General features: G+C 50.0%; 24 tRNA genes and 6 rRNA genes. All 30 read right to left on the bottom strand.

Features of this window, described 5'->3' with window-relative positions:
- Positions 1–38: 38 nt before the first annotated feature.
- The 30 genes from ACK2WO_RS03010 to ACK2WO_RS02865 all read right to left on the bottom strand — a co-directional run bounded on the left by ACK2WO_RS03010 (position 39) and on the right by ACK2WO_RS02865 (position 11,830).
- A tRNA-Arg gene (locus ACK2WO_RS03010) sits at positions 39–112 on the bottom strand.
- Between the two features lie 10 nt (positions 113–122).
- Positions 123–197: transfer RNA gene (locus tag ACK2WO_RS03005), tRNA-Gly, on the bottom strand.
- A gap of 10 nt (positions 198–207) precedes the next feature.
- Positions 208–284, bottom strand: a tRNA-Asp gene (locus ACK2WO_RS03000).
- 8 nt (positions 285–292) lie between these two features.
- Positions 293–368, bottom strand: a tRNA-Val gene (locus ACK2WO_RS02995).
- Between the two features lie 4 nt (positions 369–372).
- Positions 373–446 (bottom strand) — tRNA-Gly (locus ACK2WO_RS02990).
- Between the two features lie 9 nt (positions 447–455).
- Positions 456–530, bottom strand: a tRNA-Glu gene (locus ACK2WO_RS02985).
- Between the two features lie 5 nt (positions 531–535).
- Positions 536–652, bottom strand: a 5S ribosomal RNA gene (gene rrf / locus ACK2WO_RS02980).
- Positions 653–656: 4 nt separating this feature from the next.
- Positions 657–730 (bottom strand) — tRNA-Gly (locus ACK2WO_RS02975).
- Positions 731–789: 59 nt separating this feature from the next.
- A 23S ribosomal RNA gene (locus tag ACK2WO_RS02970) occupies positions 790–3,691 on the bottom strand.
- A gap of 151 nt (positions 3,692–3,842) precedes the next feature.
- Positions 3,843–5,345: ribosomal RNA gene (locus ACK2WO_RS02965) — 16S ribosomal RNA — on the bottom strand.
- 207 nt (positions 5,346–5,552) lie between these two features.
- Positions 5,553–5,626: transfer RNA gene (locus ACK2WO_RS02960), tRNA-Met, on the bottom strand.
- Between the two features lie 8 nt (positions 5,627–5,634).
- Positions 5,635–5,710 (bottom strand) — tRNA-Phe (locus tag ACK2WO_RS02955).
- Positions 5,711–5,724: 14 nt separating this feature from the next.
- Positions 5,725–5,798 (bottom strand) — tRNA-Ile (locus ACK2WO_RS02950).
- 5 nt (positions 5,799–5,803) lie between these two features.
- Positions 5,804–5,880, bottom strand: a tRNA-Pro gene (locus ACK2WO_RS02945).
- 15 nt (positions 5,881–5,895) lie between these two features.
- Positions 5,896–5,971, bottom strand: a tRNA-Trp gene (locus ACK2WO_RS02940).
- Between the two features lie 24 nt (positions 5,972–5,995).
- A tRNA-Ile gene (locus ACK2WO_RS02935) sits at positions 5,996–6,069 on the bottom strand.
- A gap of 7 nt (positions 6,070–6,076) precedes the next feature.
- Positions 6,077–6,153 (bottom strand) — tRNA-Pro (locus tag ACK2WO_RS02930).
- A gap of 13 nt (positions 6,154–6,166) precedes the next feature.
- Positions 6,167–6,260: transfer RNA gene (locus tag ACK2WO_RS02925), tRNA-Ser, on the bottom strand.
- A 5-nt stretch (positions 6,261–6,265) separates the two neighbouring features.
- A tRNA-Ser gene (locus tag ACK2WO_RS02920) sits at positions 6,266–6,354 on the bottom strand.
- A gap of 11 nt (positions 6,355–6,365) precedes the next feature.
- Positions 6,366–6,438: transfer RNA gene (locus ACK2WO_RS02915), tRNA-Lys, on the bottom strand.
- A gap of 8 nt (positions 6,439–6,446) precedes the next feature.
- Positions 6,447–6,520: transfer RNA gene (locus tag ACK2WO_RS02910), tRNA-Arg, on the bottom strand.
- A 12-nt stretch (positions 6,521–6,532) separates the two neighbouring features.
- A tRNA-Thr gene (locus tag ACK2WO_RS02905) sits at positions 6,533–6,608 on the bottom strand.
- A gap of 4 nt (positions 6,609–6,612) precedes the next feature.
- A tRNA-Asn gene (locus ACK2WO_RS02900) sits at positions 6,613–6,688 on the bottom strand.
- Between the two features lie 29 nt (positions 6,689–6,717).
- Positions 6,718–6,794, bottom strand: a tRNA-Asp gene (locus ACK2WO_RS02895).
- An 8-nt stretch (positions 6,795–6,802) separates the two neighbouring features.
- Positions 6,803–6,878 (bottom strand) — tRNA-Val (locus ACK2WO_RS02890).
- Between the two features lie 4 nt (positions 6,879–6,882).
- Positions 6,883–6,956, bottom strand: a tRNA-Gly gene (locus ACK2WO_RS02885).
- Positions 6,957–6,965: 9 nt separating this feature from the next.
- A tRNA-Glu gene (locus ACK2WO_RS02880) sits at positions 6,966–7,040 on the bottom strand.
- A gap of 5 nt (positions 7,041–7,045) precedes the next feature.
- Positions 7,046–7,162, bottom strand: a 5S ribosomal RNA gene (gene rrf, locus ACK2WO_RS02875).
- 112 nt (positions 7,163–7,274) lie between these two features.
- A 23S ribosomal RNA gene (locus tag ACK2WO_RS02870) occupies positions 7,275–10,176 on the bottom strand.
- Positions 10,177–10,327: 151 nt separating this feature from the next.
- A 16S ribosomal RNA gene (locus ACK2WO_RS02865) occupies positions 10,328–11,830 on the bottom strand.
- Together the 16S, 23S and 5S rRNA genes with 24 tRNA genes alongside form the textbook arrangement of a ribosomal RNA operon.
- Positions 11,831–12,086: the final 256 nt, after the last annotated feature.

Genomic DNA, 12,086 nt, shown 5'->3' with positions numbered 1-12,086 from the left:
AAAAAAAAAGATCCTGTTAAAAAACAGAATCTTATAAATGAGCGCAGAAGGATTCGAACCTTCGACACACGCCTTAGAAGGGCGTTGCTCTATCCAGCTGAGCTATGCACCCATATTAAATTTGGAGCGGGAAACGAGATTCGAACTCGCGACTTCGACCTTGGCAAGGTCGCGCTCTACCGCTGAACTATTCCCGCATATATAAAGTGGCGACTCGGATGGGGTTCGAACCCACGACCTCCAGCGTGACAGGCTGGCATTCTAACCAACTGAACTACCGAGCCACTTTATTTGGTGGGGTTAACAGGGCTCGAACCTGTGACCCCCTGCTTGTAAGGCAGATGCTCTCCCAGCTGAGCTATAACCCCATTTTGGAGCGGGTGAAGGGGATCGAACCCTCACAGCTGGCTTGGAAGGCCAGAACTCTACCATTGAGCTACACCCGCATATTTAGTTGGTGACCCGTAGGAGAATCGAACTCCTGTTACCACCGTGAAAGGGTGGTGTCTTAACCGCTTGACCAACGGGCCATTTAACGTGGCTACGTCCTACTCTCCCAGAGGCCTTCGCCCCAAGTACCATTAGCGATAGAGAGCTTAACTTCTGTGTTCGGAATGGGAACAGGTGTATCCTCTCTTCTATAATAACCACATTTTTGGAGCGGGTGAAGGGGATCGAACCCTCACAGCTGGCTTGGAAGGCCAGAACTCTACCATTGAGCTACACCCGCGTATTGAAAGCTATACTTTCAAAACTACATACATATTAATCAAATTACCAAATATTTACTTGGTCAAGTCCTCGACCTATTAGTATCGGTAAGCTGCATACATTACTGCACTTCCACCTCCGACCTATCAACCACGTAGTCTTCATGGGGTCTTACTTCCGAGGAATGGGAAATCTTATCTTGAGGCTGGCTTCGCGCTTAGATGCTTTCAGCGCTTATCCGTTCCGTACATAGCTACCCAGCCATGCCTCTGGCGAGACAACTGGTACACCAGCGGTACGTCCACCCCGGTCCTCTCGTACTAAGGGCAGATCCTCTCAAATTTCCTACGCCTGCGACGGATAGGGACCGAACTGTCTCACGACGTTCTGAACCCAGCTCGCGTACCACTTTAATGGGCGAACAGCCCAACCCTTGGGACCTACTACAGCCCCAGGATGTGATGAGCCGACATCGAGGTGCCAAACCTCCCCGTCGATGTGGACTCTTGGGGGAGATAAGCCTGTTATCCCCAGGGTAGCTTTTATCCGTTGAGCGATGGCCCTTCCACTCAGAACCACCGGATCACTAAGTCCGACTTTCGTCCTTGCTCGACCTGTATGTCTTGCAATCAAGCTCTCTTATGCCTTTACACTCTATGCACGATTTCCGACCGTGCTGAGAGAACCTTTGAGCGCCTCCGTTACCTTTTGGGAGGCGACCGCCCCAGTCAAACTGCCCGCCTGACAGTGTCCCAAGACCTGATTCAAGGCCTCTGGTTAGAGTCCCAGTACTACAGGGGTGGTATCCCAACGGTGGCTCATCCAAAACTGGCGTCCTGGAATCAAGGCCTCCCACCTATGCTGTACATGTAGTACCAAGACCCAATGCCAAGCTACAGTAAAGCTCCATGGGGTCTTTCCGTCCTGTCGCAGGTATCCGGCATCTTCACCGGAATTACAATTTCACCGAGTCTGTTGTTGAGACAGTGCCCAAATCGTTACGCCTTTCGTGCGGGTCGGAACTTACCCGACAAGGAATTTCGCTACCTTAGGACCGTTATAGTTACGGCCGCCGTTTACTGGGGCTTAAGTTCACTGCTTCGATTGCTCTAACAGATCCCCTTAACCTTCCAGCACCGGGCAGGCGTCAGCTCCTATACATCGTCTTGCGACTTAGCAGAAACCTATGTTTTTGGTAAACAGTCGCTTGGGCCTATTCTCTGCGGCCATCTTTCGATGGCACCCCTTATCCCTAAGTTACGGGGTCATTTTGCCGAGTTCCTTAACAACAGTTCTCTCGCTGGCCTTAGGATACTCTCCTCACCCACCTGTGTCGGTTTGCGGTACGGGCGCCTTTAAACTCGATAGAGACTTTTCTCGACAGTGTGAATGCAGATGCTTCGCTACTAAATTTCGCTCCCCGTCACACCCCAGCATTGTATCCGTGGATTTGCCTCCGGATACTGCCTCAGTGCTTGGACGCGCATAACCAACAGCACGCTCATCCTGTCCTACTGTGTCATCCCATTTCTCAAACGCTTATTGGCGGTACAGGAATTTCAACCTGTTGTCCATCACCTACGCCTTTCGGCCTCGGCTTAGGTCCCGACTAACCCAGGGAGGACGAACCTTCCCCTGGAAACCTTGGGTTTACGGCCTGTGGGATTCTCACCCACATCTCGCTACTCATGCCAACATTCTCACTTCTTTACAGTCCACATGTCCTTACGGTCATGCTTCTGCCCAGTAAAGAAAGCTCCCCTACCCATCATAAATGATGCCGTGGCTTCGGTAGTAGGTTTTAGCCCCGGAAATCTTCGGCGCAGGATCACTCGACCAGTGAGCTATTACGCACTCTTTGAATGAGTGGCTGCTTCTAAGCCAACATCCTGGTTGTCTGTGCAATCCCACATCCTTTACCACTTAACCTACATTTGGGGACCTTAGCCGACGGTCTGGGCTGTTGCCCTCTCGACCGTGAATCTTATCACCCACGGTCTGACTCCCAGATAAAAGATGACGGCATTCGGAGTTTGATAGTCTTCGGTAGGTGCAATACCCCCTAGGACATTCAGTGCTCTACCTCCGTATCTCTGAATCTGAGGCTAGCCCTAAAGCTATTTCGGGGAGAACCAGCTATCTCCGGGTTCGATTGGAATTTCACCGCTATCCACAAGTCATCCCCGAGCTTTTCAACGCTCGTGGGTTCGGTCCTCCACGAAATTTTACTTTCGCTTCAACCTGCTCATGGATAGGTCACCCGGTTTCGGGTCTACGTCATGCAACTAAACGCTCAGTTAAAACTCGCTTTCGCTGCGGCTGCATACATGAAGTACTTAACCTTGCTGCATAACGTAACTCGTTGGCCCGTTCTACAAAAAGTACGCGGTCACACAAGAAATGTGCTTCCACAGTTTGTAAGTACAGGGTTTCAGGTTCTATTTCACTCCCCTCCCGGGGTTCTTTTCACCTTTCCCTCACGGTACTATGCGCTATCGGTCACCGGGTAGTATTTAGCCTTGGAGGGTGGTCCCTCCTGCTTCCCACGGGGTTTCACGTGTCCCGTGGTACTCTGGATCATATCGGAAGTCTTCTCACTTCGACTACAGGGCTGTTACCTTCTGTGGCGGAGCTTTCCAAAACTCTTCGTCTGTAATAACCTCTTCCTGATGATATGTCCGCAACCCCTAAGAAGCGAACTTCTTAGGTTTGGGCTGTTCCGCGTTCGCTCGCCGCTACTAGCGGAATCGAATTTCTTTCTCTTCCTTCGGGTACTTAGATGTTTCAGTTCCCCGAGTTCCCCTCAACGAGCTATGTATTCACTCGAAGATACCATGACATTACTCATGGTGAGTTTCCTCATTCGGAAATCTATGGATCAAAGTTTACGTGCAACTCCCCATAGCTTATCGCAGCTTATCACGTCCTTCATCGGCTCCCGGTGCCAAGGCATCCGCCCTGCACCCTTAATAACTTGACCAGTTACAGTTGATATTTTTTTATAAGGTTATCGTCCTTATTTATCACATTAAGGAAATAAATGATGTCATATCATAATATATATGTAGTTTTCAAAGTACAGTTTTGAAGGAATGAACCTTCAAAACCGAACAGCAGATAATTCTCCCTAGAAAGGAGGTGATCCAGCCGCACCTTCCGATACGGCTACCTTGTTACGACTTCACCCCAGTTATTGATTCCACCTTCGACGACTTCTCCCAAAAGGTTAGATAGTCGGCTTCGGGTGTCTCCAACTCCCATGGTGTGACGGGCGGTGTGTACAAGACCCGGGAACGCATTCACCGCAGCATTCTGATCTGCGATTACTAGTAACTCCAGCTTCATGTAGGCGAGTTTCAGCCTACAATCCGAACTGAGAATGGCTTTAAGGGATTTGCTCCACCTCACGGCTTGGCTGCCCTCTGTACCATCCATTGTAGCACGTGTGTAGCCCTAGGCATAAGGGGCATGATGATTTGACGTCATCCCCACCTTCCTCCAGGTTATCCCTGGCAGTCTCTCTAGAGTGCCCAACTAAATGATGGCAACTAAAGACAAGGGTTGCGCTCGTTGCGGGACTTAACCCAACATCTCACGACACGAGCTGACGACAACCATGCACCACCTGTCACTTCTGTCCCCAGAGGGAAAGAGGAGATTAGTCCTCGGTCAGAAGGATGTCAAGCCTAGGTAAGGTTCTTCGCGTTGCTTCGAATTAAACCACATGCTCCGCTACTTGTGCGGGTCCCCGTCAATTCCTTTGAGTTTCACACTTGCGTGCGTACTCCCCAGGCGGAGTACTTAATGCGTTAGCTGCGGCACCGAAGGGGGTAACCTCCGACACCTAGTACTCATCGTTTACAGCGTGGACTACCAGGGTATCTAATCCTGTTTGCTCCCCACGCTTTCGTGCCTCAGCGTCAGTTACAGTCCAGAAAGCCGCCTTCGCTACTGGTGTTCCTCCCAATATCTACGCATTTCACCGCTACACTGGGAATTCCGCTTTCCTCTCCTGCACTCAAGTCAGACAGTATCAGGAGCTTACTACGGTTGAGCCGTAGCCTTTAACTCCTGACTTGAAAGACCGCCTACGCACCCTTTACGCCCAGTAAATCCGGATAACGCTAGCCCCCTACGTATTACCGCGGCTGCTGGCACGTAGTTAGCCGGGGCTTCCTCCTCAAGTACCGTCATTATCTTCCTTGAGGACAGAGCTTTACGACCCGAAGGCCTTCATCGCTCACGCGGCGTTGCTGCATCAGGCTTGCGCCCATTGTGCAATATTCCCCACTGCTGCCTCCCGTAGGAGTTTGGACCGTGTCTCAGTTCCAATGTGGCCGATCACCCTCTCAGGTCGGCTACTGATCGTCGCCTTGGTGGGCCATTACCCCGCCAACAAGCTAATCAGACGCGGGTCCATCCTGTACCGAAAAATCTTTGATATAAAAGTCATGCGACCCTTATATATTATCCCGTATTAGCATACCTTTCGGTATGTTATCCGTGTGTACAGGGCAGGTTGCCCACGCGTTACTCACCCGTCCGCCGCTCTTCTCCGAAGAGAATCGCTCGACTTGCATGTGTTAGGCACGCCGCCAGCGTTCATCCTGAGCCAGGATCAAACTCTCAAAATAAAATTTCTTCGAAATTTTATATCGCCAACGAATTTTTCGCTAATGCTCAAAATTCCGTTGCTCAAAATAAAATTAGTTTGTTAAATCCGCTCAGATGTTATCTCAAAATATCTGGCATGGTTTGTATGGCGTTCGAATTATTCATTCGAACTAAATATATCTGCTATTCAGTTTTCAAAGTTCATAATCACTAATAATATAGCTCAGTAGCGGTAACAGGAGTCGAACCTGTGACCTTTCGGGTATGAACCGAACGCTCTAGCCAACTAAGCTATACCGCCATGTTCTATGGTGCCCAGAGGCGGAATCGAACCACCGACACGGGGATTTTCAGTCCCCTGCTCTACCGACTGAGCTATCTGGGCATAATCATAATAAGTGGGCCTAGCTGGACTCGAACCAGCGACCTCACGCTTATCAGGCGTGCGCTCTAACCACCTGAGCTATAGGCCCATAAATGGTCGAGGTGAAGGGACTCGAACCCCCGGCCCCATGGTCCCAAACCACGTGCGCTACCAAACTGCGCTACACCTCGATTTTTGGTTCTATATGGCAGGGGTAGAGGGACTCGAACCCCCGGCGCACGGTTTTGGAGACCGACGCTCTACCAACTGAGCTATACCCCTATGTTTTTTTTAGATAAAAAAAGATGGACCATCAGGGACTCGAACCCCAGACCTACCGGTTATGAGCCGGGCGCTCTAACCAACTGAGCTAATGGTCCATAAAATTGGTCGAGGTGAAGGGACTCGAACCCCCGGCCCCATGGTCCCAAACCACGTGCGCTACCAAACTGCGCTACACCTCGATTTAAATATAAATGGCGGAGAAGGAGGGATTCGAACCCTCGCACCGGTGTTACCCAGCCTAAACCCTTAGCAGGGGCTCCTCTTATAGCCTCTTGAGTACTTCTCCTAATATGGCGGAGAGGGTGGGATTCGAACCCACGGTGCCGTTAAGCATCACTGGTTTTCAAGACCAGCTCCTTAAACCACTCGGACACCTCTCCATATTAAAAAATGATCTATCCGCGATTCGAACGCGGGACACCTTGATTAAAAGTCAAGTGCTCTACCGACTGAGCTAATAGACCATAAAAAATGAGCGCAGAAGGATTCGAACCTTCGACACACGCCTTAGAAGGGCGTTGCTCTATCCAGCTGAGCTATGCACCCATATCAAATATTTGGAGCTGGTGATAGGACTCGAACCTACAACCTGCTGATTACAAGTCAGCTGCTCTACCAATTGAGCCACACCAGCATATTGGCGGGAATAACAGGACTCGAACCTGTGACCCAATGATTAACAGTCATTTGCTCTACCAACTGAGCCATATTCCCACATTTTTAGTATTTATTTTTTTATAAAGTGGCGACTCGGATGGGGTTCGAACCCACGACCTCCAGCGTGACAGGCTGGCATTCTAACCAACTGAACTACCGAGCCACTTTATTTGGTGGGGTTAACAGGGCTCGAACCTGTGACCCCCTGCTTGTAAGGCAGATGCTCTCCCAGCTGAGCTATAACCCCATTTTGGAGCGGGTGAAGGGGATCGAACCCTCACAGCTGGCTTGGAAGGCCAGAACTCTACCATTGAGCTACACCCGCATATTTAGCTGGTGACCCGTAGGAGAATCGAACTCCTGTTACCACCGTGAAAGGGTGGTGTCTTAACCGCTTGACCAACGGGCCATTTAACGTGGCTACGTCCTACTCTCCCAGGGGCCTTCGCCCCAAGTACCATCAGCGATAGAGAGCTTAACTTCTGTGTTCGGAATGGGAACAGGTGTATCCTCTCTTCTATAATAACCACATTATTTTTGACAAGTATTATATTAACATATCCATTCGAAAGTGTCAATATATTTTTTCAGAGATTGTACTCTGAAAACTACATACATATTAATCAAATTACCAAATATTTACTTGGTCAAGTCCTCGACCTATTAGTATCGGTAAGCTGCATACATTACTGCACTTCCACCTCCGACCTATCAACCACGTAGTCTTCATGGGGTCTTACTTCCGAGGAATGGGAAATCTTATCTTGAGGCTGGCTTCGCGCTTAGATGCTTTCAGCGCTTATCCGTTCCGTACATAGCTACCCAGCCATGCCTCTGGCGAGACAACTGGTACACCAGCGGTACGTCCACCCCGGTCCTCTCGTACTAAGGGCAGATCCTCTCAAATTTCCTACGCCTGCGACGGATAGGGACCGAACTGTCTCACGACGTTCTGAACCCAGCTCGCGTACCACTTTAATGGGCGAACAGCCCAACCCTTGGGACCTACTACAGCCCCAGGATGTGATGAGCCGACATCGAGGTGCCAAACCTCCCCGTCGATGTGGACTCTTGGGGGAGATAAGCCTGTTATCCCCAGGGTAGCTTTTATCCGTTGAGCGATGGCCCTTCCACTCAGAACCACCGGATCACTAAGTCCGACTTTCGTCCTTGCTCGACCTGTATGTCTTGCAATCAAGCTCTCTTATGCCTTTACACTCTATGCACGATTTCCGACCGTGCTGAGAGAACCTTTGAGCGCCTCCGTTACCTTTTGGGAGGCGACCGCCCCAGTCAAACTGCCCGCCTGACAGTGTCCCAAGACCTGATTCAAGGCCTCTGGTTAGAGTCCCAGTACTACAGGGGTGGTATCCCAACGGTGGCTCATCCAAAACTGGCGTCCTGGAATCAAAGCCTCCCACCTATGCTGTACATGTAGTACCAAGACCCAATGCCAAGCTACAGTAAAGCTCCATGGGGTCTTTCCGTCCTGTCGCAGGTATCCGGCATCTTCACCGGAATTACAATTTCACCGAGTCTGTTGTTGAGACAGTGCCCAAATCGTTACGCCTTTCGTGCGGGTCGGAACTTACCCGACAAGGAATTTCGCTACCTTAGGACCGTTATAGTTACGGCCGCCGTTTACTGGGGCTTAAGTTCACTGCTTCGATTGCTCTAACAGATCCCCTTAACCTTCCAGCACCGGGCAGGCGTCAGCTCCTATACATCGTCTTGCGACTTAGCAGAAACCTATGTTTTTGGTAAACAGTCGCTTGGGCCTATTCTCTGCGGCCATCTTTCGATGGCACCCCTTATCCCTAGGTTACGGGGTCATTTTGCCGAGTTCCTTAACAACAGTTCTCTCGCTGGCCTTAGGATACTCTCCTCACCCACCTGTGTCGGTTTGCGGTACGGGCGCCTTTAAACTCGATAGAGACTTTTCTCGACAGTGTGAATGCAGATGCTTCGCTACTAAATTTCGCTCCCCGTCACACCCCAGCATTGTATCCGTGGATTTGCCTCCGGATACTGCCTCAGTGCTTGGACGTGCATAACCAACAGCACGCTCATCCTGTCCTACTGTGTCATCCCATTTCTCAAACGCTTATTGGCGGTACAGGAATTTCAACCTGTTGTCCATCACCTACGCCTTTCGGCCTCGGCTTAGGTCCCGACTAACCCAGGGAGGACGAACCTTCCCCTGGAAACCTTGGGTTTACGGCCTGTGGGATTCTCACCCACATCTCGCTACTCATGCCAACATTCTCACTTCTTTACAGTCCACATGTCCTTACGGTCATGCTTCTGCCCAGTAAAGAAAGCTCCCCTACCCATCATAAATGATGCCGTGGCTTCGGTAGTAGGTTTTAGCCCCGGAAATCTTCGGCGCAGGATCACTCGACCAGTGAGCTATTACGCACTCTTTGAATGAGTGGCTGCTTCTAAGCCAACATCCTGGTTGTCTGTGCAATCCCACATCCTTTACCACTTAACCTACATTTGGGGACCTTAGCCGACGGTCTGGGCTGTTGCCCTCTCGACCGTGAATCTTATCACCCACGGTCTGACTCCCAGATAAAAGATGACGGCATTCGGAGTTTGATAGTCTTCGGTAGGTGCAATACCCCCTAGGACATTCAGTGCTCTACCTCCGTATCTCTGAATCTGAGGCTAGCCCTAAAGCTATTTCGGGGAGAACCAGCTATCTCCGGGTTCGATTGGAATTTCACCGCTATCCACAAGTCATCCCCGAGCTTTTCAACGCTCGTGGGTTCGGTCCTCCACGAAATTTTACTTTCGCTTCAACCTGCTCATGGATAGGTCACCCGGTTTCGGGTCTACGTCATGCAACTAAACGCTCAGTTAAAACTCGCTTTCGCTGCGGCTGCATACATGAAGTACTTAACCTTGCTGCATAACGTAACTCGTTGGCCCGTTCTACAAAAAGTACGCGGTCACACAAGAAATGTGCTTCCACAGTTTGTAAGTACAGGGTTTCAGGTTCTATTTCACTCCCCTCCCGGGGTTCTTTTCACCTTTCCCTCACGGTACTATGCGCTATCGGTCACCGGGTAGTATTTAGCCTTGGAGGGTGGTCCCTCCTGCTTCCCACGGGGTTTCACGTGTCCCGTGGTACTCTGGATCATATCGGAAGTCTTCTCACTTCGACTACAGGGCTGTTACCTTCTGTGGCGGAGCTTTCCAAAACTCTTCGTCTGTAATAACCTCTTCCTGATGATATGTCCGCAACCCCTAAGAAGCGAACTTCTTAGGTTTGGGCTGTTCCGCGTTCGCTCGCCGCTACTAGCGGAATCGAATTTCTTTCTCTTCCTTCGGGTACTTAGATGTTTCAGTTCCCCGAGTTCCCCTCAACGAGCTATGTATTCACTCGAAGATACCATGACATTACTCATGGTGAGTTTCCTCATTCGGAAATCTATGGATCAAAGTTTACGTGCAACTCCCCATAGCTTATCGCAGCTTATCACGTCCTTCATCGGCTCCCGGTGCCAAGGCATCCGCCCTGCACCCTTAATAACTTGACCAGTTACAGTTGATATTTTTTTATAAGGTTATCATCCTTATTTATCACATTAAGGAAATAAATGATGTCATATCATAATATATATGTAGTTTTCAAAGTACAGTTTTGAAGGAATGAACCTTCAAAACCGAACAGCAGATAATTCTCCCTAGAAAGGAGGTGATCCAGCCGCACCTTCCGATACGGCTACCTTGTTACGACTTCACCCCAGTTATTGATTCCACCTTCGACGACTTCTCCCAAAAGGTTAGATAGTCGGCTTCGGGTGTCTCCAACTCCCATGGTGTGACGGGCGGTGTGTACAAGACCCGGGAACGCATTCACCGCAGCATTCTGATCTGCGATTACTAGTAACTCCAGCTTCATGTAGGCGAGTTTCAGCCTACAATCCGAACTGAGAATGGCTTTAAGGGATTTGCTCCACCTCACGGCTTGGCTGCCCTCTGTACCACCCATTGTAGCACGTGTGTAGCCCTAGGCATAAGGGGCATGATGATTTGACGTCATCCCCACCTTCCTCCAGGTTATCCCTGGCAGTCTCTCTAGAGTGCCCAACTAAATGATGGCAACTAAAGACAAGGGTTGCGCTCGTTGCGGGACTTAACCCAACATCTCACGACACGAGCTGACGACAACCATGCACCACCTGTCACTTCTGTCCCCGGAGGGAAAGAGGAGATTAGTCCTCGGTCAGAAGGATGTCAAGCCTAGGTAAGGTTCTTCGCGTTGCTTCGAATTAAACCACATGCTCCGCTACTTGTGCGGGTCCCCGTCAATTCCTTTGAGTTTCACACTTGCGTGCGTACTCCCCAGGCGGAGTACTTAATGCGTTAGCTGCGGCACCGAAGGGGGTAACCTCCGACACCTAGTACTCATCGTTTACAGCATGGACTACCAGGGTATCTAATCCTGTTTGCTCCCCACGCTTTCGTGCCTCAGCGTCAGTTACAGTCCAGAAAGCCGCCTTCGCTACTGGTGTTCCTCCCAATATCTACGCATTTCACCGCTACACTGGGAATTCCGCTTTCCTCTCCTGCACTCAAGTCAGACAGTATCAGGAGCTTACTACGGTTGAGCCGTAGCCTTTAACTCCTGACTTGAAAGACCGCCTACGCACCCTTTACGCCCAGTAAATCCGGATAACGCTAGCCCCCTACGTATTACCGCGGCTGCTGGCACGTAGTTAGCCGGGGCTTCCTCCTCAAGTACCGTCATTATCTTCCTTGAGGACAGAGCTTTACGACCCGAAGGCCTTCATCGCTCACGCGGCGTTGCTGCATCAGGCTTGCGCCCATTGTGCAATATTCCCCACTGCTGCCTCCCGTAGGAGTTTGGACCGTGTCTCAGTTCCAATGTGGCCGATCACCCTCTCAGGTCGGCTACTGATCGTCGCCTTGGTGGGCCGTTACCCCGCCAACAAGCTAATCAGACGCGGGTCCATCCTGTACCGAAAAATCTTTGATATAAAAGTCATGCGACTCTTATATGTTATCCCGTATTAGCATACCTTTCGGTATGTTATCCGTGTGTACAGGGCAGGTTACCCACGCGTTACTCACCCGTCCGCCGCTCTTCTCCGAAGAGAATCGCTCGACTTGCATGTGTTAGGCACGCCGCCAGCGTTCATCCTGAGCCAGGATCAAACTCTCAAAATAAAATTTCTTCGAAATTTTATATCGCCAACGAATTTTTCGCTAATGCTCAAAATTCCGTTGCTCAAAATAAAATTAGTTTGTTAAATCCGCTCAGATGTTATCTCAAAATATCTGGCATGGTTTGTATGGCGTTCGAATTATTTATTCGAACTAAATATATCTGCTGTTCAGTTTTCAAAGTTCATTTCCGTTTTGTTTCACTGCCCTCTCTCAAGGACAAGTATTATATTATCATCTTTTAATTTCATCGTCAACA

The sequence above is a fragment of the Peptacetobacter sp. AB845 genome (assembly GCF_047528295.1).
Classification (GTDB): domain Bacteria; phylum Bacillota; class Clostridia; order Peptostreptococcales; family Peptostreptococcaceae; genus Peptacetobacter.
This window is presented reverse-complemented; position numbering and strand designations above follow the sequence as displayed.